Annotated in this window: 29 protein-coding genes; 13 read left to right on the top strand and 16 right to left on the bottom strand. The window is 57.9% G+C overall.

Going from position 1 to position 26,263, the window contains the following annotated elements; genetic code table 11:
• Positions 1-3: 3 nt before the first annotated feature.
• Positions 4-1,533: a CpaF family protein gene (locus tag CP97_RS10870; protein ID WP_048885962.1), complete on the top strand. Its 1,530-nt coding sequence runs from the start codon at positions 4-6 to the stop codon at positions 1,531-1,533.
• 16 nt (positions 1,534-1,549) lie between these two features.
• Here the strand turns inward: CP97_RS10870 and CP97_RS10875 are convergent, their stop codons facing one another.
• Positions 1,550-1,780, bottom strand: a complete 231-nt coding sequence (locus CP97_RS10875; protein WP_048885963.1) for a hypothetical protein — start codon at positions 1,778-1,780, stop codon at positions 1,550-1,552.
• Between the two features lie 95 nt (positions 1,781-1,875).
• Between CP97_RS10875 and CP97_RS10880 the strand changes: the two genes are divergently transcribed.
• The 3 genes from CP97_RS10880 (at position 1,876) to CP97_RS15940 (ending at position 3,129) form a co-directional block, all read left to right on the top strand.
• On the top strand, positions 1,876-2,790 hold the full coding sequence (locus CP97_RS10880; RefSeq protein ID WP_227819582.1) for a DMT family transporter: 915 nt from the start codon (positions 1,876-1,878) through the stop codon (positions 2,788-2,790).
• A 67-nt stretch (positions 2,791-2,857) separates the two neighbouring features.
• Positions 2,858-2,986, top strand: a complete 129-nt coding sequence (locus CP97_RS10885; protein ID WP_048885964.1) for an entericidin A/B family lipoprotein — start codon at positions 2,858-2,860, stop codon at positions 2,984-2,986.
• A 20-nt stretch (positions 2,987-3,006) separates the two neighbouring features.
• A complete protein-coding gene (locus CP97_RS15940) occupies positions 3,007-3,129 on the top strand; it encodes an entericidin A/B family lipoprotein (RefSeq protein WP_082863800.1) in 123 nt (40 codons plus the stop codon).
• 430 nt (positions 3,130-3,559) lie between these two features.
• Here CP97_RS15940 and CP97_RS10890 read toward each other — a convergent pair whose 3' ends face one another.
• The 11 genes from CP97_RS10890 to CP97_RS16645 all read right to left on the bottom strand — a co-directional run bounded on the left by CP97_RS10890 (position 3,560) and on the right by CP97_RS16645 (position 12,393).
• The gene (locus tag CP97_RS10890; protein WP_227819583.1) at positions 3,560-4,033 is read right to left on the bottom strand and encodes a DUF4262 domain-containing protein; all 474 of its coding nucleotides are present in this window, start codon (positions 4,031-4,033) and stop codon (positions 3,560-3,562) included.
• A gap of 145 nt (positions 4,034-4,178) precedes the next feature.
• Complete coding sequence (locus CP97_RS10895; protein WP_048885966.1) at positions 4,179-4,850, bottom strand: DUF938 domain-containing protein; 672 nt, start codon at positions 4,848-4,850, stop codon at positions 4,179-4,181.
• Positions 4,847-5,311 carry an ABA4-like family protein gene (locus CP97_RS10900; protein ID WP_048885967.1) on the bottom strand — a complete coding sequence of 155 codons (465 nt, stop codon included), beginning with the start codon at positions 5,309-5,311 and terminating at the stop codon, positions 4,847-4,849. The genes CP97_RS10895 and CP97_RS10900 overlap by 4 nt, the downstream gene beginning before the upstream one ends.
• Positions 5,312-5,320: 9 nt before the next feature.
• The gene (locus CP97_RS10905; RefSeq protein WP_048885968.1) at positions 5,321-6,037 is read right to left on the bottom strand and encodes an NAD(P)H-binding protein; all 717 of its coding nucleotides are present in this window, start codon (positions 6,035-6,037) and stop codon (positions 5,321-5,323) included.
• Positions 6,030-7,202, bottom strand: coding sequence for a deoxyguanosinetriphosphate triphosphohydrolase (locus tag CP97_RS10910; RefSeq protein ID WP_048885969.1), 1,173 nt, complete (start codon positions 7,200-7,202; stop codon positions 6,030-6,032). Before CP97_RS10910 ends, CP97_RS10905 begins: the two co-directional genes overlap by 8 nt.
• An 80-nt stretch (positions 7,203-7,282) precedes the next feature.
• A complete protein-coding gene (locus CP97_RS10915) occupies positions 7,283-7,978 on the bottom strand; it encodes an aspartate/glutamate racemase family protein (protein WP_048885970.1) in 696 nt (231 codons plus the stop codon).
• Positions 7,979-8,086: 108 nt separating this feature from the next.
• The gene (locus CP97_RS10920) at positions 8,087-9,241 is read right to left on the bottom strand and encodes a S8 family serine peptidase (protein WP_227819584.1); all 1,155 of its coding nucleotides are present in this window, start codon (positions 9,239-9,241) and stop codon (positions 8,087-8,089) included.
• 154 nt (positions 9,242-9,395) lie between these two features.
• Positions 9,396-10,838: an NAD(P)(+) transhydrogenase (Re/Si-specific) subunit beta gene (locus CP97_RS10925; RefSeq protein WP_048885971.1), complete on the bottom strand. Its 1,443-nt coding sequence runs from the start codon at positions 10,836-10,838 to the stop codon at positions 9,396-9,398.
• Positions 10,838-11,119 carry an NAD(P) transhydrogenase subunit alpha part 2 gene (locus CP97_RS10930; RefSeq protein ID WP_048885972.1) on the bottom strand — a complete coding sequence of 94 codons (282 nt, stop codon included), beginning with the start codon at positions 11,117-11,119 and terminating at the stop codon, positions 10,838-10,840. Before CP97_RS10930 ends, CP97_RS10925 begins: the two co-directional genes overlap by 1 nt.
• Positions 11,120-11,124: 5 nt before the next feature.
• The gene (locus CP97_RS10935) at positions 11,125-12,246 is read right to left on the bottom strand and encodes an NAD(P) transhydrogenase subunit alpha (protein WP_048885973.1); all 1,122 of its coding nucleotides are present in this window, start codon (positions 12,244-12,246) and stop codon (positions 11,125-11,127) included.
• Between the two features lie 24 nt (positions 12,247-12,270).
• A complete protein-coding gene (locus CP97_RS16645) occupies positions 12,271-12,393 on the bottom strand; it encodes a hypothetical protein (protein WP_257730317.1) in 123 nt (40 codons plus the stop codon).
• Between the two features lie 216 nt (positions 12,394-12,609).
• On the opposite strand from CP97_RS16645, the gene CP97_RS10940 reads away from it, so the two are divergent.
• Complete coding sequence (locus CP97_RS10940) at positions 12,610-14,028, top strand: sigma-54-dependent transcriptional regulator (protein WP_048885974.1); 1,419 nt, start codon at positions 12,610-12,612, stop codon at positions 14,026-14,028.
• A 31-nt stretch (positions 14,029-14,059) separates the two neighbouring features.
• On the opposite strand, the gene folP is transcribed toward CP97_RS10940, so the two are convergent.
• The 3 genes from folP to CP97_RS10955 all read right to left on the bottom strand — a co-directional run bounded on the left by folP (position 14,060) and on the right by CP97_RS10955 (position 17,278).
• The gene (gene folP, locus CP97_RS10945; protein WP_048885975.1) at positions 14,060-15,172 is read right to left on the bottom strand and encodes a dihydropteroate synthase; all 1,113 of its coding nucleotides are present in this window, start codon (positions 15,170-15,172) and stop codon (positions 14,060-14,062) included.
• A 20-nt stretch (positions 15,173-15,192) separates the two neighbouring features.
• The gene (locus tag CP97_RS10950; RefSeq protein ID WP_048886944.1) at positions 15,193-16,323 is read right to left on the bottom strand and encodes a site-specific DNA-methyltransferase; all 1,131 of its coding nucleotides are present in this window, start codon (positions 16,321-16,323) and stop codon (positions 15,193-15,195) included.
• A 316-nt stretch (positions 16,324-16,639) separates the two neighbouring features.
• Positions 16,640-17,278, bottom strand: coding sequence for a ribonuclease HII (locus CP97_RS10955; protein ID WP_048885976.1), 639 nt, complete (start codon positions 17,276-17,278; stop codon positions 16,640-16,642).
• Here CP97_RS10955 and CP97_RS10960 point away from each other — a divergent pair.
• The 6 genes from CP97_RS10960 to CP97_RS10985 all read left to right on the top strand — a co-directional run bounded on the left by CP97_RS10960 (position 17,277) and on the right by CP97_RS10985 (position 22,149).
• The gene (locus CP97_RS10960; protein WP_048885977.1) at positions 17,277-18,482 is read left to right on the top strand and encodes a PQQ-dependent sugar dehydrogenase; all 1,206 of its coding nucleotides are present in this window, start codon (positions 17,277-17,279) and stop codon (positions 18,480-18,482) included. The genes CP97_RS10955 and CP97_RS10960 overlap by 2 nt on opposite strands.
• A 65-nt stretch (positions 18,483-18,547) precedes the next feature.
• A complete protein-coding gene (locus CP97_RS10965) occupies positions 18,548-19,069 on the top strand; it encodes a GNAT family N-acetyltransferase (protein WP_048885978.1) in 522 nt (173 codons plus the stop codon).
• Positions 19,070-19,092: 23 nt separating this feature from the next.
• Entirely contained in the window at positions 19,093-19,650 is a 558-nt protein-coding gene (locus CP97_RS10970) for a DUF1285 domain-containing protein (protein ID WP_048885979.1), read from the top strand.
• Positions 19,647-20,258, top strand: a complete 612-nt coding sequence (locus CP97_RS10975) for an NUDIX hydrolase (protein WP_048886945.1) — start codon at positions 19,647-19,649, stop codon at positions 20,256-20,258. The genes CP97_RS10970 and CP97_RS10975 overlap by 4 nt, the downstream gene beginning before the upstream one ends.
• Positions 20,251-21,426: a CCA tRNA nucleotidyltransferase gene (locus CP97_RS10980; protein WP_048885980.1), complete on the top strand. Its 1,176-nt coding sequence runs from the start codon at positions 20,251-20,253 to the stop codon at positions 21,424-21,426. Before CP97_RS10975 ends, CP97_RS10980 begins: the two co-directional genes overlap by 8 nt.
• Positions 21,427-21,657: 231 nt before the next feature.
• The gene (locus CP97_RS10985; protein WP_048885981.1) at positions 21,658-22,149 is read left to right on the top strand and encodes a hypothetical protein; all 492 of its coding nucleotides are present in this window, start codon (positions 21,658-21,660) and stop codon (positions 22,147-22,149) included.
• An 80-nt stretch (positions 22,150-22,229) separates the two neighbouring features.
• On the opposite strand, the gene parC is transcribed toward CP97_RS10985, so the two are convergent.
• Positions 22,230-24,527, bottom strand: a complete 2,298-nt coding sequence (gene parC, locus CP97_RS10990; RefSeq protein WP_048885982.1) for a DNA topoisomerase IV subunit A — start codon at positions 24,525-24,527, stop codon at positions 22,230-22,232.
• 105 nt (positions 24,528-24,632) lie between these two features.
• Between parC and CP97_RS10995 the strand changes: the two genes are divergently transcribed.
• Complete coding sequence (locus CP97_RS10995; RefSeq protein WP_048886946.1) at positions 24,633-25,190, top strand: type 1 glutamine amidotransferase domain-containing protein; 558 nt, start codon at positions 24,633-24,635, stop codon at positions 25,188-25,190.
• 269 nt (positions 25,191-25,459) lie between these two features.
• Positions 25,460-26,263: a DUF4349 domain-containing protein gene (locus CP97_RS11000; protein WP_227819585.1), complete on the top strand. Its 804-nt coding sequence runs from the start codon at positions 25,460-25,462 to the stop codon at positions 26,261-26,263.

The raw sequence follows: 26,263 nt of genomic DNA on the forward strand, positions 1-26,263 counted from the left end.
CGAATGAGCGCTTTTGGACGCAAGAACGGAGCTGGGGGAATGGGCAATGGTGCGCGTCCGAGCTTCGGCGTGGCCAAGCCAATGCGCGGAGGCTCCCCCGGGCCTGCTCCAGCCGAGAAGGCCGATGCGCCTCCCCCCGGTGGCGACCAATTCCCGCCTGTGCCGCCCGAAGGTGCGCCGGTAGACTCTGCCAGTTCGCGCAATGACGATGCGATGAGCCGTCTTTCCGATCGCGCCAATGCTGTTCATGAAACACAAGAGGTCGGCGGATTCGAAGCAAGCGTTCACAAGATCAAGGAACAGGTGCTGCCGCGCCTGCTCGAACGTGTCGATCCCGAAGCGGCAGCCTCTCTCAGCAAGGAAGAGCTGTCCGAAGAGTTCCGCCCGATCATCATGGAAGTGCTGGCTGAATTGAAGGTCACGCTGAACCGGCGCGAACAATTCGCGCTGGAAAAGGTACTGATTGACGAATTGCTAGGCTTCGGCCCGCTGGAAGAATTGCTTGGCGATCCGGATGTGACCGATATCATGGTCAACGGCCCCGATCAGACCTACATCGAAAAGAAGGGCAAACTGATCATCGCGCCGATCAAATTTCGCGATGAAGGCCATTTGTTCCAGATTGCCCAGCGCATTGTGAACCAGGTTGGCCGCCGCGTCGATCAAACCACGCCACTGGCCGACGCCCGTTTGAAAGACGGTTCGCGTGTCAATGTGATCGTGCCCCCGCTGTCCCTGCGTGGCACCGCGATTTCCATTCGTAAGTTTTCGGAAAAGCCGATCACGCTAGATAACCTCAAGAACTGGGGTTCGATGGATGAAAAGATGTGTACCGCGCTGAAAATCGCCGGTGCCTCGCGCATGAATGTCGTGATTTCAGGCGGTACGGGTTCGGGTAAGACAACGATGCTAAACTCGCTGTCAAAAATGATTGATCCGGGCGAACGTGTGCTGACGATCGAGGACGCCGCCGAATTGCGTCTGCAACAGCCCCATTGGCTGCCGCTTGAAACGCGTCCTCCCAACCTTGAAGGCCAGGGCGCCATCACCATTGGCGATCTTGTGAAGAACGCCCTGCGTATGCGTCCTGATCGCATCATCCTGGGCGAAATTCGTGGCGCGGAATGTTTCGATCTTCTTGCCGCCATGAATACTGGCCACGATGGATCGATGTGTACACTTCACGCCAACAGCCCGCGTGAATGCCTTGGCCGTATGGAAAACATGATACTCATGGGCGACATCAAGATCCCCAAAGAAGCCATCAGCCGCCAGATCGCAGAATCTGTTGATCTTATCGTGCAGGTAAAACGTTTGCGTGACGGTTCACGACGCACGACAAATGTGACCGAAGTGATTGGCATGGAAGGCGATGTGATCGTTACGCAGGAGCTGTTCGCGTTCGAATATCTCGACGAAGGCGAAGACGGCAAGATCATCGGTGAATTCCGATCATCGGGCCTGCGGCCATACACGCTTGAAAAAGCGCGCCAGTTCGGCTTCGACCAGGCCTATCTGGAAGCGTGCCTATAGGCGGGGCTCCGTCTGCTTATCCTTTCAGCCAGCCCACAACCCCAAAGGCCAGCAGCGCCAGTCCGACAAATGTGCTGAGCGCTGCAATATCGCGCCACGGCATGATACCCACGTTATCGGGATGCTTGCGCCGCGCACGGCGGTGATCGCCCCAGATTGCAATGGCTGACACCAGCAGCATAGCAGCGCCCGCCAGCGCATAGCGCGTGGCATCGCTCGCAAAAAGGATGAAATCGGGCCAGTGCATTGCGCCGCATATGGTTGCCGCACCCGCGCCCTACAATGGCTTTTGCAAGGCGCGTCAGCCTTGATCGCCGGCCAGTCTGGTCTATGCGAGTTTGCGTGACCGAGACCCATACAGACAGGCCAATGCTGGCGCTTCTCGTGCGGTTGCTCGGTATCATGGGTTTTGCCGTGATGGCGGTGCTGATCAAGCTGGCTGCAGAGAGCGGCATTCATATTGCCGAACTGATATTCTGGCGGCAATTCATTTCCATCCCCATCCTTCTCGCCTGGGCGATGATGGCGGGTGGTGTGATCCTGCTCAAGACTCGGCGACCCAGGGCGCATGGCATCCGGGCGATTTACGGTCTGGCAGGAATGGTGTGCAATTTCGGCGGTGTGATCCTGTTGCCATTGGCAGAAGCCACTACGCTAGGCTTTTCCGCCCCAATTTTTGCAGTGCTTCTTTCAATCATCTTGCTGCGCGAAACCGTTGGCATATGGCGCTGGTCCGCGGTGCTGGCGGGCTTTGCCGGTATTGTCGTCATTGCGCAGCCGGGTGGAGGTCACATACCGCTGTTCGGCGCAATGGTTGCACTTGGCGGCGCATTCATGATTGCATTGATATCAATCCAGATCCGCGATCTTGGCCGGACGGAAAAGCCGATGGTGATTGTATTCTGGTTTTCAGTTACCAGCACAATCGTGGCATTTCCCGCTATGCTATGGGTCAGTAAATCGCTGACAAGCTATCAATGGCTCTTGCTGCTGGGAATTGGCCTATCGGGTACTTGGGGGCAGGTGCTGGTCACGCAGGCGCTGCGCTTTGGCAAGGTGTCCAGCGTAATCGTCATGGACTATTCCAACCTCATCTGGGCGACTTTACTGGGCTGGCTGGTATTTGCCACCGTCCCGCCTGCGTCGACATGGGTCGGTGCGCCGTTGGTAATCGCTGCCGGGGTGATCATCGCATGGCGAGAGCGTGTCACAAGCTCGCATCGCTTCATCGTCGAAAAAGACGTGGCCGGAACCTGATGCTGATTTGCGGGTTTTCTATGCATCGTCCCGCATTTTTGGCAGGGATCAGCAAAGGAGCCATATAATGGCACGTAAATTAATTCTCGCGGTTACCGCAGGTGTTCTCGCCATGTCGGCCACGGCATGTAATACAGTGCAGGGCGTCGGCGAAGACGTTGAATCAGTTGGCGAAGCTGGCGAGCGCGCTATCTAGCCAAAATATCGGAGGTTGTCTTGAAGGTTATCACTTCTGTCATCATGCTTTTTTCCATGATGACTCTACCAGCGTGCAATACCGTCAAGGGCCTTGGCCAGGACATAGAATCCGTCGGCGAAGCTGGCGATCGCGCCATCTGATCAACTTCCCCAATTTTGAGAGTCGCAAGGTGCCCGCCGGAGCTATCTGGCGGGCGCTTTGCGTCTCTCGTCTTGCGATACGCCAGAACGGAATCGTTGGCTGGCACTACAATTCTGCGGCTGCTTTCAACCTCGCTGGCAGCAGTTGATCCGTCCGATCACTATTGCGCAAATCCCAACGCGGATCGCGTGAATGGAGCTGGCCTTAAAGCGAGATTTAAGGGCGCTGCCTCCAGATCAGCTTCGAGAAACGCCTCTAGAAATTCAGAGGCGCCCCTACTGGCAATACCCACCCTGCCCCGTCAAACACGCACCAGCCGCTTCGCGCGGGCCATGGACTATGTTCAGACAAGACATCGTCTTGAAAGTCCGCTTGCGGGCGCTGCGCCAGAAAGCGTGAATGACCGATTTTGGGGTGGGAAGCAGACATTCAGTCCGCAATCTCGTTCGCCCATCCTCGCTCTGTAAGGTCCGGCTGGTCCTCACAGAACTCAGTGTCGAAGTCTGGCTCCCAAGGAAATTTCCCAGCCCTGTCTGGCCAAGCTATTTGCAGGCAGGCGAAATCATCGCCGCCGTAGAACCAGCGGCTCCAGCCGAGCAAATCTCGGTAGTGCTTCTTGGCGACGAGGAAGGCGTAGGCGGGTAGATTGGCAAAGACGGCATCCGTTCGCTCACCAACGGGCAAGGTTTTGCCTGCCTTGGCATCGCGGAAGAGGTCGCCGAATACATCGTGAGCGATGTCGTCCTTCGTGCTAAAAATGATGACCTCAGGCTGGCTCGCGTTCACCCAAAAGCCCGTGGTGAATGAGAAGCCGGGACCTTCATCGTCGCCGAAAACACTCGTCCGAAACCAACCAAGCTCCCTTACTTTGACGACGAAAGACTGTTCGCCATCATCGAGCACATCTGGTGGAGCATCCAAGGCTGTTCGCAACCACCAAGCCTAGGCCGCTGACTTGAAGTCCGCAATCGGATCGTTAGCTGAATGTCGGCTCTCTTGCCGATATTGTCAGAAGGGCACAAAACCAACCGCAAGAGCCTCATAAAGGCTATGTTGGCTTTCTTCGGTAAACCAGCATGATGTTGTTGGCCGGCATCTGGTAGCGAGCAGTTCGTTGAAAACCCCATTCCTCAGCCAATCGGTCAACGTCCTCCAGTTTACGCAGACCCCACACCGGGTTCCTCATTTTCAATGAGCGGTCGAAATCTAAGTTGGATGGCGCTGTTTCTATACCCTCTTCGAGATAGGGCCCATAGAGGATGAGGGGTGCATCTGTAGTGAGGACCTGCGAGCATCCCCTGAACAATCCGATTGTCGCGTCCCATTTGCTTATATGGACCATATTGATGCAAAGACAGGCATCGCATTTCCAATTACCATCTGAATTCACATCAGAAATTACGTCAGGCTGCTTGTTCGCTCGCAAGATCGCGTCCGGTACCTTTACGGGCCAATCTGGCGATGCCGCACTCAGCACTAGCGGAGCAAGCATATTGGGCGAGCTTCCTTCGACCCGCCAAGCCGCGATGGAGGCAATTGCTTCTGCATCCTGATCGGTAGGCAGCCAGTCAAGATCAGGGAAACGCTCGGCGAGAAACGCCGCATGCTCCCCGGTCCCTGCTGCAATTTCCAGCAACAGACCTTTCTTTGGCAGTTCCTTGCTCAGGACATCTGCAATCGGCTCCCGATTGCGCAGGGTAGCTGGTGCGTAACGCTTCAATTCATCTTCCTTCGTGCACCCTTGCGCGCCCGCTTTTCACGCAGGGCGAGCCACCACAGCAAGCCGGCCGGTCCGAAGAACAGCGTCAGGAGCAGAAACGGGGCCTGGACCCAGCGTGAGAACCCTTTGGCGTCCGCATCCCGCGATATCCAGATGCCTACAAACAGGTCGAAAGTGAGATAGTGCATCCACCCTAGCGTGACGCCTGCATCGGATGCAAATATCGCGCGGACGCCTTCAAGCGAAGTGAAGGAAACAAAAGCCGCATCAGCCTGCGCGCCGGGATCGACCCAGGCGCCCTGCAGCAGGATCAGCAGCACGGTGTAGGCAAGGCACAGCATGCCCATCGCCGCATAGAAAATCGCCGACATGATGATTGGTCCGCGCGGGAGCAGAAGAAGCGCGCCCCAGGCAGCCATCGCCCAGATGTTGGCAGCTTGAAATATCCAGTCCCAGTTCAACGCCGGCTCCTATTCATCATCTGCAGGCAGATGTTCGCGCTCGAACCGATTGGCAAGACGCATGATTGAATCATGTTCGTGAACGAATTGTCCGCCCGCCTTTTCATAGGCTGCCTGTAACGCCGCTGTGGCAAGCACACCTGCCCGGATGGAGCGATATTTCGCCCTGTCGCCCCGTAAGAAAATGTCGGTTGCCGGAGCAAGCAGCCGGCCCAATCCTTCTACTGGCCGCGTTTCTCCTTCGCGAAATCCGCGTAGCAATCCCGGCCTTAAAATGTCGAGCCGCGTAAACTTCAGTGATCTTACATCGCGCTCGACCTCGCCCTTTGTGCGCAGGTAAAAACTGCGCGACATGAGGTTTGCGCCAACTGATGAAACGAGCACGAAATGACGCGTCCCGCCCTGCTTTGCCGCGCGGGCGACTTCCATTACCAATTCATAATCCACCGCGCGGAATGCTTCGTCGCTGCCGGCCTTTGAATGCGTTGTGCCAAGCGCGCAAAGTACCGTCTCCGGCTGCAGCGAAGTGATTGCATCCGCCCAGCCCGACGTATCGGACAGCACAAGCTCCATCCGCGTTCCAGGCGTAAAATTGATCTCGCGGCGCGAAAGCCCCTGCAGGTTCAGTTCTGGCAAATCCGGCGTTCGGGCAATGATGTGACGGCCGATCAATCCGGTCGCGCCGACAAGCATGACCTGTCGCCTCGCGTTTATTGCGTCAGACATTGGACAATCCTTCCGGTATTGATCCGAAGATATTCCCATATTGCCGCATCGCATAATTATCCGTCATCCCGGCAATGAAATCAGCGATATGACGTCCGCGTTCAGGCTGCGTGGCAGGAACTCGCTCAGCCCAGCCACGGGCCATCAAAGCGGGGTTCTGATCAAATGCGGCAAAAAGCCTCGCAATGACATTCTTTGCCCGCCCTGCGGTGCGTAGCTGGTCCGGGTGATGATAAAGGCGTTCGTACATGAACCGCTTCAGCTGCCGCTCCTGCCCGGCCATTTCTGGAGAGAATGTGGCCAATGCGTGGCCTGCATTGCGCACGTCCTCTATCGCGTTCACATCCTTCAGATTACTGCGGGTGGTTTCCAGAAGATCATTGACCATCACCCCGATCTGGGTGCGCACCAGTTCTCGCAATTGCTGTTCACGGTCAGCGCCGGGATAACGCCGTTCGACTTCGCGCCATTGATCGGCGACAAAATCCAGCTGCAGGAGTTCATCCAGATGCAGGAAACCTGCACGCAGGCCATCATCAATATCGTGATTGTCATAAGCAATATCGTCCGCCAGCGCGGCCAACTGCGCTTCCAGCGAAGGCCAACGTGCGAGATCAAATGGGAATGCTGTGTCGAGCTCGGCAAGAGCCCATTGCGGTGATTTGACAGGGCCATTGTGCTTGGCAAGACCTTCCAGCACTTCCCAGCTGAGATTGAGACCGGGGATTCCGCAATAGGGGCTGTCTATCCGCATCGCAGTGCGCAGGGTGTGGCCGTTGTGATCAAAGCCGCCTCTTGTTTCCAGCGCTGCATCCAGTGCTTCTTCGCCTGAATGGCCAAATGGCGGATGACCCAGATCGTGCGCCAGGCACAAAGCCTCTGTCAGATCCTCGTCCAGACCCAGATCGCGGGCAATGACCCGGCCAATCTGCGCCACTTCGAGGCTGTGTGTCAGCCGCACCCGATAGTGATCGCCATCGGGCGCGATAAAAACCTGCGTCTTGCCCGCCAGACGGCGAAAGGCAATTGAATGGATTATCCTGTCACGGTCGCGTTGGAAAGCGGTGCGGGGGCCGCGCACCGCGCCATTCGTCCCGTCACCAGCCTGGGAGAATTCGCGCCCGCGACTGGCAGCGGGATCAGCAGCATAGGGCGCGCGGGACATGGTCATTGTCGCTACGAGAGCGCTACGCCTGTGACAACGGGAACAAGGCGCGAACGCCGCGAAATGCCTTGAGAAAAGCTCTATTCGCCGCCGATAATCCACCGCGCGGCAGCGTCAGCATGGATGCGCATGCAATCATAGATGGGCACGACATTCGCGTCGACATCGACCACCAGCTCCAGTTCGGTGCAGGCCAGCACCACGGCTTGCGCGCCATCGGCTTGGTAACGGGTGAACATGGAACGCAATAGACGTTCGGAATCCTTGCGCGGTTTACCCAGCATGAGTTCTTCGTAAATGATCCGGTCAAGCTGTTCGACGCTTTCCATCTGCGGCGGCAGAAGATCCACCCCATGTGCCACAAGACGGCGTCGATAAAACCCTTCGGTCATGACATTACGCGTGCCGATCAAGGCAGCCCGCTTCACCCCATCCTGCGCCATTTTTTCGCCAACGCATTCGGCAATGTGAAGGATCGGCACATCGACCTGCGCCTGCACATCTCGATAAACGCGGTGCATGGAATTGGCCCCGATGATAATCATTTGAGCGCCGGCATCGGTCAGCCTTCGCGCAGAATCAATCAGAATCCTGGTGCCACGCTCCCAGTCTTCCTCGGTCTGCAATTGATATAATTCCGCAAAATCGAGGTTCTCGATGAGCATGGGCGCGGAGGATCGTCGGCCAACCTCGCGTTGCACCATCTTGTTGATACGTTCGTAATAGCGATGGGTTGAAACCCAACTCATCCCGCCAATCAGGCCCAGCTTACGCAAGAGTTCTTGCCCCCAAATTTGCAATTCGGCTGGTCTTTAGCGCGAGATGTCCTCCGGAACCAGCCATCGTGATGGCCGGAACCGGGGGTTATTTCAAAATTCAGCAGATCAGCGCTTGCCGATCGGGTCCGGCTGGTTGTCCGGGTCATTACCGGCATAACCATCGACACGTAGCGTTCCGCCGGTCGCCAGCAGGATGCCGGCCGCATGCGGAGCAGCCATGGAGGTGCCACTAATGGTGTCATATCCGCCACCCTTCCAGGTAGACGTGATGCCGAGGCCTGGCTCTGCCCAATCGACCGGCGCGCCGTAATTGGACCAGCTTGTCAGATTGTCGCTCTGGTCAATCGCGCTGATCGTATAGACACGGTTACCCGATGCGCTGGCGGGTGAATAATTGCTCGCATCTGCGCCATCATTGCCCGCTGCGATCACCATGTGAAGACCGCCCGCAGCCGCAGCCTGAACAGCATCGTTCAACGGCTGATAGGATCCGCCACCAAGGCTCATATTCGCGACATCGCCTGCTGAAGCATTTCCGGCGGCGTAATCGACACCAGCGATAATGCCGGAGTAGGCACCGCTACCACGGCGATCTAACACGCGCACAGCCACTACGGGTGCGCCCGCAGCTACGCCGACAACTCCAATGGCATTGTCGATAGCAGCAATAGTGCCGGCGACATGCGTACCATGGCCGTTTTCATCTTCTGCACCCTTGCGGCTTCCGGTGAAATCCTTGCTGCGCGCGGTGTCCACGTTGAGATCGGGGTGATCCAGATCGATGCCACTATCAAGCACCCATGCCCTGCGTGAAAAACCCGATCCATCGATAAAGCCGCCAACGCGGGTGATACCCCATGGCGTTTCCTGGGCAGAGGTGTCCCCACCTCCACCGCTGCCATTGCCGCGTCCGGGTGGCGGCGCAAGCGTCACGATTTCATCCTGCACGCAATAATTGATCCAGGGGTTGGCCCGCTGCATGTTTTCCACTCCGCGAGCAGAAGCACGCGTGGCGAAACCGTGAATGGAATTGCTGTAGGTATAGAGCACCTGGCCGCCCTGCGCATTCGCAGCACGATTAGCGGCGGCCGTCACCTGGCCACGGCGAACTACGTTCTGATCGAAAACACAGATATATTGACCCGCAATGCGGCCCTGTGATTGCGTAGCCGCGTTCTCACTACGCTGTGACATTACCGGCGCGCTTATCGTCACAACACCAGCCACGCCTGCAAGTGCAAGGAATTTTATGGATTTCATGCGTCCCAACTCCATTGATTGTCCAACACCGTTTCGTGTCGGGTCAATCATGGCGGGACTAACAGCGGAGTCAATTCGGTTTACCCCGCAATCCACTCGTCACGAAAGTTAGCTATTGTCTATCGGTATTTAAACACGCCTGCACAGTGATTTGTCAGTCCATCGACTTGACGATTTCCTCAACCATCTTCTTCGCATCAGACAAGAGCATCATCGTCTGGTCCATGTAGAAAACGTCGTTATCAACCCCGGCATAGCCCACGCCGCCCATGCTCCGCTTGATGAAGAAGACTTGCTTGGCCTTGTCCACATCGAACACCGGCATGCCATAGATGGGCGAGCTCTTGTCGGTCTTTGCAGCCGGGTTCACCACGTCATTCGCGCCGATAATGAAGGCGACGTCAGCCTGCGCAAATTCTGAGTTGATGTCCTCCAGCTCAAACACCTTGTCATAAGACACATTTGCTTCGGCAAGCAGCACATTCATGTGGCCCGGCATGCGTCCGGCAACAGGGTGGATGGCGAATTTCACCTCCACGCCCTTTTCCTCAAGCACATCGGTCATTTCGCGCAAGGCGTGCTGTGCCTGGGCCACGGCCATGCCGTATCCCGGGATGATGATGACCTTTTCTGCCTGTTCAAGCATGAAGGCCGCATCGGCTGCGCTCCCCTGCTTGAAGGGGCGCTGTTCGATCGCTGCGCCACCGCCAGCAGAGGCTTCGGCACCAAAACCCCCTGCAATAACGCTGATGAAGCTGCGATTCATGGCGCGGCACATGATGTAGCTGAGAATCGCGCCCGAACTGCCGACGAGTGCGCCGGTGATGATCATCGCCGTATTGCCCAGCGTGAAGCCCATCGCCGCAGCGGCCCAGCCGGAATAGCTGTTCAACATGGACACGACGACCGGCATATCCGCCCCGCCAATTGGGATGATGAGCAGGAAGCCGATGATGAAAGCCAGAACGGTCAGCCCAGCAATCAGCGGGAAAGTCTCCGCCGGAGCGGCCATGGCGAATAGCGCGGTCAGTACGATAATCGCTGCCAGCGTGCCGAGATTGATGACATGGCGTGCGGGCAAAAGGATTGCCGCGCCGCTCATTTTGCCTGAAAGCTTGGCAAAGGCGATGACGGAACCGGAAAAGGTAATCGCACCGATAGCGATACCAAGGCCCATCTCAACCTTGCTCACTGCAGAAATGCCGCCATCGACCAGCAGGCCAAATGCACCCGGATTAAGATAGGCCGCCCAGCCGACCAGCACGGCAGCAAGGCCAACGAGACTGTGGAATGCGGCCACCAGTTCTGGCATCTGCGTCATCGCGATCTTTCGCGCGATGGTAAAACCAATCAGTCCGCCGATAAGGATAGCGACGGCGATCTCGAGGATATTGGCGATATCATGGGTGATTAGCGTGGTGCCCACCGCAATCAGCATGCCGATCATGCCGAAACGATTACCCCTGCGGCTGGTCGCCGGGCTGGAAAGCCCGCGTAGCGCCAATATGAAGAACACACCTGAAGCGAGATAGGCTAGGGCGACCAGGGGATTTACGCCGGTGCCATCCGCACCTGCAGCAAGAAACGATAGCCCCATCACTTATCTTTCTTCTTGTACATGGCCAGCATACGCTCGGTCACGGCGAATCCGCCAAAGATGTTGACGCTGGCAAGCACGACGGCGAGCAGCCCAAGCCACTTTGCAAGCAAGCTCCCCGCTTCCGCAGAAGCGATCAGCGCACCCACGATAATTACCGAGGATATAGCATTCGTGACCGCCATCAGCGGTGTGTGCAGAGCAGGCGTAACCGACCACACCACATAATAGCCGACGAAACAGGCCAGCACGAAGATCGAGAGGATTGAAATAAAGTCCATCTGGCCTACCCCTTCAGTCTCTCGTTCACCACTTCACCGCCCTTGGTGAGGCGTACTGCATCGCCGATTTCTTCATCGAGCACTGGCTGTCCTGCCTCTTTGTTCCAGAAGGCGTTGAGGAAATTGAACAGATTGCGCGAATAGAGCGCGCTGGCATCTGCTGCGAGATGCGCGGGCGTATTGGAAAATCCCATCAGCTTGACGCCGTGCTTTTCGATCACCTGATCAGCTACACTGCCTTCAACATTACCCCCTTGCGAAACCGCGAGATCAAAGACCACGCTGCCGTGACGCATGGTGGCGATCTGCGCATCGGTTATCAGCCGCGGAGCGGCCCGCCCCGGAATAAGGGCGGTAGTGATGACAATGTCCTGCTTGGCAATATGGCTGGACACCAGTTCTGCCTGCGCCTTCTGGTACTCCTCGCTCATTTCGGTGGCATAGCCGCCGCTGCCCTCGCCCTCTATCCCCTCGACGCTTTCGACAAAGACCGGCTTGGCACCGAGCGACATTATCTGTTCTTTTGTGGCAGAACGCACATCGGTTGCGGAAACCTGTGCGCCCAGCCGCTTTGCAGTGGCAATCGCCTGGAGGCCGGCAACCCCCACACCCATCACAAACACCTTTGCCGCGCTGACGGTGCCTGCCGCGGTCATCATCATCGGGAATGCGCGGCCATAGGTATTGGCCGCAGCGATCACGGCCTTATAGCCGGAGAGGTTGGACTGACTGGACAGCACGTCCATGCTTTGCGCACGGGTAATGCGCGGCATGAATTCCATCGCCAACGCTTCATACCCTGCCTTGGCATAGGCATCCACGCGATCTTTCTGGCCGAATGGATCAAAAACTGCAGCGACCCAGGCACCAGCCTTGGCGCCCTTCAAGGCCGCCACATCGGGTGCCTGCACACCCATCACGATATCGGCATCCTCTACCGCTTTGGCTGCCGACAGCACCTGTGCACCTGCATCGCGATAGTCTTCGTCTGAAATGGACGCTGCCTGGCCAGCGCCCTCTTCAATTGACATGGTTGCGCCCAATGCGGTGAGCTTCTTGACGGTTTCAGGTGTGGCCGCAACGCGGCTTTCGCCCGGCGCCCGCTCTGCAAGAATTGCGATCCGCATCTGGCTATTGCCTCCTTCGGACGATCAGGAAATCAGAAGGATGACAATGAATGTAATCACTGCAATCAACGGAACTGACCATTTCAGTGTGCCGATGAAGCTGGAATAGGTGCCTTGTGCGGCGTTCATATCGTGCGGATTGCTCATTTTGCGATGTAGCCCCTTGGGTTGAGGAAATTTCAACAGGCCCTTGCTGTATCCGCAACTGTTCGCCTTCTCAAGTCTCTCCGCCCACTCACCGCTCTGAATAGCTATGCAGATTTGGTTAATTGCCATTCAAGGCGTGCTTAATGGGCTCTTTACGTCTGCTTGCTAAATTCTGGATCTTAGCTCGGATGTCCCGGGCCTTACTGGTGGGAATGCATGGCCGATACCGAACAGCGATTATTGATGCTGATCGACGATGAACCGGCGCAAAGTCGCCTCATCTCAGCGCTTGCGGGCCGTGAAGGCTGGCGGACGCTGGTGGTGAGCGATTCCGAATCCGCTATCGCCACGTTGGGTACACGCCAGGGCATGCAATTGTCCGCCATCATTCTTGATCAATGGGTGCCGGGAGATCGGGCCTGTGAACTGATCGCTGAATTGCAGGAGCGTCGCCCTGCACTGCCGATCCTGATGCTGACAACCAGCACCAGCCCCCAGCTTGCGGTCGAAGCCATGCGCGCTGGCGCAACCGATTATCTCGTCAAGCCGGTCGCGCCCGATCGCCTGATGCAGGCGCTGCGCAACTCCACCTCGCGCGCTTCACCACATGATGAACTAACCCCGCTCAGCGAAAAAATGCCGGCCAAGCTCGATTTCGATGCCATGGTCGGCACCGCTCCACCATTTCGCGATGCGCTGGCAAAGGCTGCCAAGGCTGCGCGCGGACAGGGCCACGTGCTGATCGAAGGCGAAAGCGGCACGGGCAAGGAAATGCTCGTCCGCGCCATGCATGCCGCTAGTCCGCGCACAAAAACCGAACTGCGCATGCTCAATATCGCAGGTATTCCTGCCAGCAGCCTGGAATCGGTCCTTTTCGGCCATGAGAAGGGCGCTTTCCCGGGCGCTTTCGAGCAGCAGACAGGCGCCTTGCAACATTGCGATGGCGGCACGCTGATCCTCGACGAGATTGATCGCCTTCCTTCCGATTTGCAGGATCGCCTCGCCGATGTGGTCGAAACCGGTCAGGTCAAACCTGTCGGCGCGCAATATGCCTATAAGGTTGATGTGCGCATCATCGCCGCCAGCAATCTGCCCCTGACAGATCTGGTAGCAACGGGCCATTTCCGCGAAAACCTGCTGACCGCGCTGTCACGCACTTCCATTGAATTACCGCCGCTGCGCCAACGCAGCGAAGACGTGCCCGCCCTCACCCGTCATTTCCTTGGCAGGATTGCCGAACAGCCCGGCCTGCGTGCGCTTGGCATCACGTCCGATGCGCTGCAATTGCTGTCCGCTTTCGAATGGCCGGGCAATGTCCGCCAGTTACAGGCCGTATTGTTCCGCGCCGCCGTGTTCTGCGATGGTGATGCGCTGACCTGCGACGATTTCCCGCAATTGCGCGAAATCGTCGGCGAGATTGAGCCTTCCGAAGTGCCGCTGCGCGAAAGTGCTGGTGTGCAATTATACTGTGCCGATGGAAATCTACGCCCGCTGGAAGATATCGAGGCCGATGTTATCCGCCTTGCCATCGGCCATTATCGCGGCCGCATGACGGAAGTTGCCCGCCGGCTCGGCATCGGCCGCTCTACTCTGTATCGCAAGCTGTCAGATCTTGGGATCGACAACGCAGCCTGATCGGCACGTCCGGCGTTTCGCCACGCACTGACTAATTCGCCAAACCGCCGAAATCGGTAAGCGCAGCGTCACGCAAGCCGCGCCAGACATTGCGTGCCTGCACAGTTTCGAACACATCGTGCACGCGCAGCAATTGCACGCCTGCATTCATACCCAATTGCGCCAGCGCCAGCGATCCGCCGGTGCGCTGGTGCGGAGCAGCTTCATTGCTGAGCGCGCCAACCATACGTTTGCGGCTGGCACCCAAAAGCAATGGTTGCCCCAGGGCGTGGAACATCGGCAAATGATTGAGAATATTGAGGTTGTCCGCCAATGATTTGCCAAACCCAATGCCCGGATCAAGGATGATATTGGCACGCCTTACCCCAGCCTCCACCGCCCCGTCTCGCGCCTGTTTCAGAAAATCGAAAACGTCGAATGCAACGGCGGAATAATCGCCACCTGCGTGCAAATCCTCGCCCTTGCCGGGCGCGTGCATCAGGATTACGGGAACTCCGCTCGCGGCTGCAAATTCAAGGCTGCGCGGATCATAGCGCAGCGCGGATACATCGTTGATGATGTGCGCGCCTGCTTCCAATGCGGCTTCCATCACTGCGGGGCGACGCGTATCTATGCTGACGGGTGCGCCCATGCCGGCGCAATATTCGATCGCCGGCCTGACACGCTCGATTTCCTCGCCTTCCCACACCGCCTTTGCGCCGGGACGTGTGCTTTCGCCGCCAATATCGATGATTGCTGCTCCGGCTTCATGCATTGCGGCAGCATGGGCCTGCATTTCATCCGCATCGTCCATGAACTTGCCGCCATCGGAAAAACTGTCCGGCGTTACATTGAGCACGCCCATTACCTGCGGCTGGTCCAGCCGAATGGTGCGTCCGCCCAATTCCAGCGCGAGATGTGCATTGCGCAAATCGGACCACTGCGCTTCGGCTTCTGGTCCAACATCATCGGGCAGGCGGGCGAAGACCTCTTCCACGCCATCGCGCGTCACGATCTCACGCTGGATGATGGCCCCGTCACGCCGCAGGACCACGGCAAATTCACGCGCATAGACCATGCCGCCGGCCAGCCGCACGGCATCGCCTTCCACTGCCTGCGGGCCGGAAACAAAAGTGAGCGGATGGATATAGAGTGTGTCGGTCATTTCGTCTTCTGTCGCAGGGCTCAGTCTTCTGCCGCCAGCAGATACAGCCCGCGTGCCGCATCAATCGGCTTCACTTCGCCGCCATCCTCATAATGCCAGAACGTCCAGCCATTGCAGCTTGGCGCATTCTGCAAATTCTTGCCTACGGCATGAATTGATCCAGTTTCCTTGCCGCATTCCACGCTGCCATCGGCACGCACCTTAGCTTTCCAGCGGCGTTTCTTGTCGAATATCTCGGCGCCGGGCTTGAGCAATCCGGCCTCCACCACCGCGCCAAAGGCGACACGCGGCTGGCTTTTGCGGCTCTGCATCGTGGCGAGCGCGCTTTCATCCAGCGGTAATTCCTTTTCGATCCGCGCATGGGCGACCTTGCGGTAGACGGCTTCACGCTCGCAGCCGATCCATTCACGACCCAAACGCTTTGCCACTGCTCCGGTAGTGCCGGTGCCGAAGAACGGATCCAGCACAACGTCGCCCGCTTCGGTCGTTGCCAGCAGCACACGATAAAGCAAAGCTTCAGGCTTTTGCGTGGGATGTGCCTTATGGCCGGCGTCATCCTTCAAACGCTCCCCACCCGAACAGATCGGGAAGGTCCAGTCGGACCGCATCTGCAATTCATCATTGAGCGTTTTCATCGCCCGATAATTGAAATGATAGCGCGATTTCTCCCCCTGGCTCGCCCACAGCAGCGTTTCATGCGCATTGGTGAAGCGGGTGCCACGGAAATTTGGCATGGGATTGGTTTTCCGCCACACGACATCGTTGAGGATCCAGAACCCCAGATCCTGCAAAATCGCTCCGACGCGATAGATATTGTGATAGCTGCCAATCACCCATAATGCGCCGTCAGGCTTCAGAACACGCCTGCACTCTGTCAGCCAGTCCTTTGTAAACTTGTCATAAAGAGCAAAGCTGTCGAACTGGTCCCAATCATCCGTCACGGCATCGACATGGCTGCCGTCTGGCCGATTGAGATCGCCGCCAAGCTGGAGATTATAGGGTGGATCAGCGAAGACGAGATCGACGCTGGCATCGGGCAATTTGCGCATCGCAGCCACGCAATCACCTGTCAGTATCTGCCCCAGCGGCAAATCCGCCTTGTCGACGCCCGCATGCTTCGTCTTGCGCTTTGGTGCGCGAATTTTAGTCAGTTCACCCAAGGACTTTCCCTCCACTTATCCACAGGGTGTGAGTCCTCTGACCGGCGGGGTCAAGCAGCAAATTTGCGCGCGTTCACCAGCACTAGAGCGGAACGAAAGGAGTCCGGCACAAGATGTAGAGACTGTGCGTGCGGCGCGGACTCGATATGCTGGGGTGTGGCCACAAGGACTCGCCCGCTTCAATTCGGAAAAATCGAACGGAGTATCTGATCGCGTGATAGCGGCAGGGCTTGGCCGCAATGCAAGGAGATTTGCTCGCGCCTGAATATGGCGGATGCAAACCAGCGCCTTCGCGCTAAGCCTTGCGCTAAAGCGTCATCTCAAGTTGCGCGACGGGAGCGAAAGAGCGCCTGTGCAGCGGCGTGGGACCGTGCAGGCGCAAAGCCTCCATATGCTCTTTCGAGCCGTAACCCTTGTTACGTTCCCATCCGTAATGCGGATGGTCCTGCGCCGCCTCAACCATAATGCGGTCGCGATAGGTTTTGGCGAGGATGCTTGCCGCGCCGATGGCGGGTTCCCGCCCGTCACCGCCCACAATGGCTTCGGCCGGCCAGCGCCAGCGGTCACAACGGTCGTGCGGGGTGAAATTGCCATCAATCAGCGTCGCGCAATCATCATGGCCGAGCGCCTTGCACAACTGCTCCATCGCCAGGCTCATCGCCAGCATTGTTGCACCGAAGATATTCAGTGCGTCAATCTGCGCCACGTCCACCACGCCAATGCCATAAGCGCATGTTTCACGGATTTTCTGTTCCGCCTCTTCACGCGCCCGGGCGGTGAGCTTCTTGGAATCGTCCATCCCGGGCGGAGCGGGCTTGCACAGCAGCACCGCGGCGGCCACAACTGGCCCGGCAAGCGGCCCGCGCCCCGCTTCATCGACACCGGCGACAAGCGGCTGCGGGCCAAGCTCGGCACAAAAGGTAGAAAAAGGCGTTCCCGATAACATGCGCAATCTGTTCCTTGGTACTGCCATATTCTCCGCCTCGCTCGCCCTCGCAAGCTGCACAGGTTCGCAATCGGGGGATACTGCAAATGCGACCAGCGCTGCTGTATCAGACAGCATGATGGCAGGTGAGGCTGTCGCATTGCAAGGCAACTCGCCATTCGCCGCTTCGAGCCATGCAACACTGGACCGGCCCTGGGCACTTGCATTCGAGCCGGAAACGGGTCGCATTTTCATCACTGAGAAGGGCGGAAATCTCCGCTATTACCAACCCGCCGATGGCACTACAGGCGCGGTGTCAGGCGGGCTGCCAGAAGTAGTCGATGAAAAGCAGGGCGGTCTGGGCGATATGGCCTTTGGCCCTGATTACGCCGAAAGCGGAACGATCTATCTCACCTGGGCTCAGGATGCAGGCAACAATATGACCGTGGCTGCGCTGGGCCGGGGCAAGCTGGATTGTGCCGCGCCAAGCAATTGCAGGATTACTGGCTTCAGCGAAATCTGGCGACAGAGCCGCCCTGCTGAAAGCAAGGGTCATTATTCGCACAAGATCGCCTTCTCGCCGGATGGACAATATCTCTTCCTGTCCAGCGGTGACAGGCAGGAACAGGACCCGGCTCAGAATCTGTCGAACAATCTGGGCACTATCGTCCGCCTCAATCTGGATGGCACAGCCGCAGCCGGAAATCCCTTTGCCGATCGCGGCTCCCCGACTGACCAGATATGGTCATATGGCCATCGCAATATTTTGGGCATCGCCTTTGCGCCTGACGGCCATTTGTGGGAAATCGAACATGGTCCTGCAGGCGGAGACGAATTGAACAAGGTCACCCGCGGCGCCAATTACGGTTGGCCGCTGCGCTCCAACGGTAATAATTACGATGGCAGCAATATCGCCGATCACAGCGCAGACGATGGTTTTGCCAGGCCTGCTATCGGCTGGACCCCAGTTATCGCGCCGGCGGACATGATCTTTTACACGGGCAATATGTTTTCCGATTGGCGTGGCCATCTGCTGATAGCCAATTTGCGGACCACGTCTATCAGCCGGATCACGGTGAATTCAGCTGCCAACAGCGCGGACGAGGCGGCTCGATATGAATTTCCTAATCGCCTGCGTGACATTGCACAGGCGCCTGATGGAGCAATCTGGGTGATCGAAGACGGGGTTGGCGGGCGGCTGCTCCGCCTTAGCCCCGCATCCTGAGCCATAAAAGGTAACGACAGAAACAATTGCCATGACAGTTTCGACGCCCTATCGGCGCGCGTCCCATGACTGATACCGCAACCGCTACTCTCATTCCGCTCGCGCAGGTGAATCCTGCGATGATCGACGAATTGCTCGACCGTGCTTTCGGGTCTGATCGCCACCGCCGCACTGCCTACAAGGTGCGCGAGGGGACCGAATGGCTGCCCGCGCTCAGCTTTGGCGCGCTGGATACAGAGGAAATGCTGGTCGGCACAATTCAAGTCTGGCCGCTTGCGCTGACGGATGAAACGGGCAGACGCCACCCCATCTTGATGGTCGGACCGGTCGCCGTAGTGCCTGAGAGGCAGAGCGAAGGCTTTGGCCATGTGCTGATGGCAGCAATGGCAGATGCGCTCGACCCCGCTGCCCGCTTGCCGCAATTGCTGATCGGCGATCCGGAATATTATGAACGGTTCGGCTTTTTTTCCGGGCCGACTCAAAAGTGGGCCTTGCCAGGCCCGTTTGAACGTCATCGCCTGCTTGTGCGAGCGGATAATCCGGCCATACTTCCTGAGGTTGGCACGCTTGGCCCTTGGATTGGCTGACGCGTTCTGGCATCGGTAATAGTATGCCATACGATCCACCTCCTGAACTTGCAGGATTGACCCTTGCCGATGTGGCCGAACTGGTTGCTGCGCGCAAATTGCCTCCCCTTGAAAGCTGGGATCCGCCCGCAATCGAACCCAGCGGCATTCGCATCGCAGCAGACGGCAGCTGGTATCATGATGGCAGCAGGATTACTCGGGCCGCCATGGTGCGCGCTTTTGCCAGCCTTTTACGGCGCGAGGCGGATGGCACATATTGGCTGGTAACGCCGCATTACAAGCAAACCATCGAAGTCGAGGATGCCGCTTTCATCGCTGTTGATATGAAGGTGGATGACGGCGCGCTCGCCTTTCGTCTCAATACAGATGATCTTGTGGTTGCAGGGCCGGACAATCCCCTGCGCGCTTCGGGCGATCCGCAATCGCCTGCCATTTATCTCATGGTGCGCCATGGCTGCGAAGCGCGGCTGGATCGGTCGACCTGGCTGGACCTGGCCGAACATGCCTTGTCCGGGCAGTATGATAATGCACCGCTCCAGGTTACGAGTCTTAACGAATGTTTCGCGCTGGTTCCGGCATGAGCGAACTGTTCGATCGCCTTTCCCAACTGTTTGCGCAAAGCCACCATGTCGGCATAGCCGGATTACGCGATGATAGCGACTGGGCAAGGCAGCCATTGGTCGATGCTGCTGTGCTCATGGCCGTGACAGACCGGCCGAAATCCTCAGGCGGCCCCGGCCTGTTGCTGACCCACAGACCCCAGACGATGGCGCACCATCCCGGTCAGGTCGCTTTCCCCGGTGGAAAGCTGGAACAGGGCGAAGATGTCGTCGACGCCGCCCTGAGAGAAGCCCATGAGGAACTGGCGATAGAGCCGTCACAGGTTCGTGTCATTGGCCACGCCCAAAGCTTTGTCACCGGCTCGGGTTTCAGGCTTACGCCAGTGCTGGGTATGGTACCCGAAAATATCGAAATACGTCCCGATACGCGCGAAGTGGCAGGCTGGTTCGAAGCACCGTTGCAGCACCTGCTGGATCAGCGCAATCATGAGCAGAAAATGGGTCGTTTCGGCACGCTGGAACTTCCCTATACGGAGATTAACTGGGGGGATCATCGCATCTGGGGCATCACCGCAGGAATCATCGCCAATCTGTCACACCGCATGGCTTGGGAGGAACTGGTTGGATAGTGTCAGCCTTCCGGCAGCCGACTGGACCAATCGAGAAGACCTCGCAACGCTCGTCACGGCATTGGGGTCACACAATATGCGCTGGGTTGGCGGAGCAGTCCGCGACACTTTGCTTGGATTGCCGGTGAAGGATATCGACGTCGCCACCAAACTGCATCCCGACACGGTCATGAAGAGATTGGCCGAGGCAGATATTCGCGCCATCCCAACAGGGATAGAACACGGCACGGTCACGGCAGTGTTACCCATGGGCAATGTGGAAATTACGACGCTGCGCAAGGATGTCGCCACCGACGGCCGCCGGGCGACTATCGCCTTCGCAGAGGAATGGCGTGACGATGCCGCGCGAAGAGATTTCACCATCAACGCAATGTTCACCCATCCGGTAACGCTGGAGATTTCGGACTATTTTGATGGCCTGGCCGATCTGGTCATCCCACGCGTGCGCTTTATCGGTGATGCGCGCGAACGTATCCGTGAGGATCACTTGCGGATCCTGCGATATTATCGCTTTCAGGCGCGGCTCGGTGCGGCGCTGGATGAAGCGGCGGAGGACGCCTGCGCCCAGCTTGCGCCCATGCTGAAAGGTCTCAGCCGGGAACGCATTGCGATGGAATTGCTCGCGATACTGGCACTTCCCGATCCGCATGCCACGCTGGCGCGCATGCAGGAAAAAGGCGTCTTGCCAGTGATCCTTCCCGAAGCGGGAGAAAGCGGCCTTGCCTCGCTGGAGAACCTGTTGAAGGCAGAGGAAAAGCAAGATGCGGCGCCTTCGGCCATTCGCCGCCTTGCTGCGCTTCTTCCGCCCGATCGGCACGTGGCCGAACAGATCGCTGCGCGCTTGCGCCTTTCCGGTTCCCAGCGAAAGCACCTCATGCGGCTGGCTACACGCAGCAGCGTCCCAGACGACCCCCATGCCCTCGCCTATCGAGAAGGCATGATAATTGCGCGCGATCTCTTGCTTCTGAAAAGCCTGTCCAGCGATCTAATCGAAAGCTGGCAGATCCCTGAATTTCCACTGAAAGGTGGCGAGATCGTTGCCCGCGAGGTGGGCGCGGGGCCAGAAGTTGCCCGCATCTTGCGCATGGTAGAAGACCGCTGGATCGCGGAGGGTTTCCCCGACCGCAACAGGGTCGCGCAGATGCTGGATGATGCACTCAAGCCCTGAAGTCGGGTTTTTCTGGCTGCGGCACCGGGGTTGAAATCGACTGCAATATTGGTGCAGGGAGTGTTCATGAGGGTTTGCTAGACCTTCATTCCGTCGGGTCCGAACGCGATTGAGTGTTCGGCTGTGTCTGCCTTTAGGGGGTGTGCCACCCGAATTGAGATTCCGGCGCTGTCGGACGATTTTTGGAACCGGAGCCTTGCTTGAAAGGCCCGGCATTAGAGGAAGTTTTGTATGAACCGTTTCGCACTTACCGCCGCCGCTGCCATGGCCACCGCCTTCGCCGCTCCGGCAATGGCGCAGGACGCCGGTGTCACGATCGTGGGCAATGATGATATAGAGATCGGCACTGTTGCAAGTAATGACGGCTCCACCGTTGTCGTCGACACTGGCACGCACCAGATTCCGCTTGGCACCGATGCCTTTGCCGAACGCGAAGGCGTCTGGACGCTGAACACGACCAAGGTTGAACTCGACACTGCATGGGCGCAGATCGTTGCAGAGCAGGAAGCTGCCCTTGCCGCTGCCATCGTGGTGGGTGCCGATGTTATTACCGCTGATGCGCAGGCGCTTGGCACGATCGAAACAGTCAATGCCGATGATGTCGTGCTGACCCATGCCGACCAGCCTATGACGCTGCCGAAGAACCTGCTGGCGCTCGATGAAGAAGGCAAGCTGATGGTTCTCGCCAACATGGCAGACATCATGGCCGCGGTTGGCGGCTAAGCCAACAAAGCATACCGAAAAAAATGGCCGGGAGGGCAATCCTTCCGGCCATTTTTATGCCTGCGGCAATTTGCAGAAAGTTAGAACAGATTGTCCTTGGGAAAGCCCTGGGGCGGCATGCGGCCAGCAGCGCCGCGGGCAACTTTCCACATGCCGATGTCGCCTTCAGTTCTGGTGCGGCCCGTATCGCCGCCCATTGTCCAGCTCAGCCCTTCGGCAAGCGTAAAAGTTCTCGCATCGGAGAGGCCGCCATCGCGATAGCGTTGTAGCGTCACACCCTGCCCGCGCGTCATCACCGGCATTTCCTCGAGCGCGAAAACCACCAGCTTGCGATTTTGACCCACCACGGCGACATGATCATGCGCGCCTTCGATTGGACGGGCGACTGTCAGTCTTGCATCGCCCTTCAGATTGACGACCTGTCTGCCCTTGCGCGTTTCAGCAAGAAGTTCGTCGGTCAAGGCGACAAAGCCCTTGCCCAGCGTTGAAGCCAGCAGCAATTGCCTGCCTTTTTCGTGGACGATCAGTGAGATGATCCGCGTGCTGGCTTCGATGTCCAGCGTATTGCGCACTGGCTCGCCAAAGCCGCGGGCACCTGGCAGTTTGCCCGCGCCAAGCGTGAAAAAGCGCCCGTCATCGCCTGCCAGCAGGATCTTGTCGGTCGTCTGGCAGTGAACGGCAAATGCCGGTCCATCGCCTTCCTTATATTTGAAATCGCCGCAACCATCCTTGCCCAGATCAACATGCCCCTTGGCGCCGCGCACCCAGCCCTTTTGCGACAGGATCACCGTTACCGGTTCTTTCTCGATCATCGCATCGGGATTGAATTCCACTGTGGGAGTGGCCTCGGCAATGGTCGTGCGGCGGACACCGATGCTGGTGTCGGGTCCGTATTCCTTGCGTAGCGCCGCCATGTCATTTTTCAGGCGGGTTCGCTGGCGGACGGGGGACGCAAGCAGCTTTTCAAGCTGCTCCTTTTCCTTGAGAATATCGTCCTTCTCGCCGCGTAGCTGCATTTCTTCCAGCTTGCGCAAAGACCGCAGCCGCATGTTCAGGATTGCCTCGGCCTGACGGTCATTCAACCCGAATTCTGCCATCATCACGGGCTTGGGTTCATCTTCTGTGCGGATGATCGCGATCACCCGGTCAAGATTGAGGAAGGCTATGATATAGCCTTCAAGCAGCTCCAGCCGGTCCGCGATCTTGGCCAGCCTGTGCGAAGTGCGGCGCTGGAGAATTTCAGTCTGGTGGACTATCCAGCTGGTCAGCAATTCCTTCAGACCCATCACCATCGGCGTGCGCGTGTGATCGAGCACATTGAGGTTGAGCGAGAAACGCGTTTCCAGATCGGTCAGCTTATAGACCGATTCCTTAAGTAGTTCAGGGTCCACATTACGGCTGCGCGGAACCAGCACGATGCGTATCTGCTCATCACTTTCATCACGCACATCTTCCAGTATGGGCAGTTTCTTGTCAGAAATCGCCGCCGCAATTTGCTCTATGAGCTTGCCCTTGGGCACTTGATAGGGAATTTCGGAAATGACGAGCTGGTAAGCACCGCCCTTTATCCGCTCTATCCCCGCCTCGCGATCCGCCTTGTCCTCTGCTTCTTCCGCGTGGAACCGTCCGCGCATGCGGAAACTGCCGCGCCCAGTTTCATAAGCGTGCGAAATTGCATCGGCGCTGTCCACCACCAGACCGCCAGTGGCGAAATCCGGGCCATGAAAAACCGCCATCAGCTCTGCATGGGTGACGTCCCTGTTGAACAGGACCAGCTCGGCTGCATCCAGCACTTCTGCGACATTATGGCTGGGAATGCTGGTCGCCATGCCCACCGCTATGCCGCTGGCCCCATTTGCCAGCAAATTGGGGAACAGCCCAGGCATCAGCTCGGGCTCTTCCTCCTCGCCATTATATGTCGGGACGAATTCAACCGTGCCTTCGTCCAGACCCGCCATCAGCTGCATGGCAGTGCGGGTCATACGTGCTTCGGTATAACGATAGGCCGCCGCGTTATCGCCATCGATATTTCCGAAATTGCCCTGCCCTTCCACCAGCGGATATCGCAGTGTGAACGGCTGGGCGAGCCGGACCATCGCATCATACACGGCCACATCGCCATGCGGGTGATATTTGCCAATCACATCGCCCACGACGCGGGCCGATTTCTTGAAGGCGTTGTCGGGTGACAATTTAAGCTGGCGCATGGTCCACAGCAGGCGGCGGTGGACCGGCTTCAGCCCGTCGCGCAGGTCAGGCAACGAACGCGCAGTAATGGTCGACAGCGCATAGACAAGATAGCGCTCGCTCAGAGCGCTTTCAAACGGCTCCCGGATGATACCCTTCTCGGAAACATTAGTGTCGTCGCTTGTCGCCATGCAATTCGCCCTACCACCGGCACGAACTACGGGACAGCGGGGAACGAAGCGATTTCCCCACCCGTTATGGTCTCGAACAGCAAATATTCGAAAGGAGCGCGCTCCATGCCGCAACGTATCATGATTTTGGCGACAGACGGGTTTGAACAATCCGAACTGGAACAGCCCAAGGCCACACTGGAAGACGCAGGGTATGAGGCGATTGTCGTCAGCCCCGAAGATGGCGAAATTCGCGGGTTTTCAGACAAGGAATGGGGGAATCCCGTTTCGGTTGATCTCACCGTGGATGAAGCGGAAGCCAGCGAATTTGATGCGCTGGTGCTGCCCGGCGGCCAAATCAATCCAGATATTCTGCGCATGAATAAAAAGGCCGTGCAACTGGTCGGAGATTTTTGCGTGCAGGGCAAACCTGTCGCCGCAATTTGCCACGGACCATGGTTGCTGGCTGAAGCCGATGTCATAACCGGCAAGAAAGTGACCAGTTGGCCGAGCCTGCGCACCGATCTGGCCAATGCCGGAGCTGATGTCGTCGACAAGGAAGTGGCCATTGACGGCAATCTGATCACCAGTCGCAATCCGGGAGACATTCCCGCTTTCTGCGATGCGCTTATCGCACAGCTTAAACAGACGGATCCATCCGGAGACGCACAAAAAGCCGCCTGATCCTCACCCCCCTCCCAGGATATCGGGCTGGAGAAGGTCCCGTTGCAGCGATGCGGCGGGGCCTTTTTCGTCGACTGCCATCACCCAGAAAACGTGGCGTGCTTGCCTTGATGCCTCAAATAAGGCAAATATGGCGAAATTATGGCAAAAAGGAGGCCACAATGCGGCAGAGAGGTTTTTTGATTGGTGTAGCCCTGACTTGTATATCTCTCGCGGGATGCAGTGATAATTCAGAACCCCGCACTACGACCGACATGGCATCACCGGAAATGGTTAACGAAAGCGTGCTTCAGGCCGACGAGAGCGAAAGCGCAGACACAGCCGGGTCAGCCGAGATCGCGGCCCTGCAAACGCGGCCCGATATTCCCATCAGCCTGCCGCGCATGGCCTATATCTACGATTATGGCTTTCGCCTTGGAGCGCAGGACATTGCCAGCTTGCAGGAACGGCACGCCGATATGTGTGAGACGAAAGGTCCCTATGTCTGCCAGATCGTGTCGCAGAGCCGTTCTGGCAGGATTGATGATGGTTATGCCAGCGGACGGCTGGAACTTGCCGTGATCGCCAATGAGGCGCGATCATTCGGCGCGCAACTTGGCTCCGCAACTGAACATACCGGCGGAGAACAGGTTTCAGCGGCAATTACCGGAGAAGATCTGACCAAGAACATGGTCGATACCGAAGCGCGCCTGCGCAGCCGGATTGCCTTGCGCGATCGCATGATGGAAGTCCTGCGCACGCGGCAGGGAAGTGTCGAGGAACTGGTTGCCGCCGAACGCAGCGTCGCCCAGATCAACGAAGAGATCGATCAGGCGCGCAGCTGGCTGGCGGAAATGCGGCAACGCGTGGCCTTCACCCGCATCCATATCAACTATTCGACCGCCGCAGCGTCTGCCAATGACTTTCTCGGACCTGTCAAAACAGCGATTGGCTCGATCGGGAGCATTCTGGGTTATCTGCTGGCTATTGCCATCGTGCTCGGCACAATTGCCATTCCCATTGGCGTAAGCATCTATGGCTTCAGGCGGATCGGGAGGCGTGGTGCGGCCAGCATCGCGGCCACGACCACCTGA

Origin of the sequence: Aurantiacibacter atlanticus (assembly GCF_001077815.2) — a bacterium.
Lineage (GTDB): Bacteria > Pseudomonadota > Alphaproteobacteria > Sphingomonadales > Sphingomonadaceae > Alteraurantiacibacter > Alteraurantiacibacter atlanticus.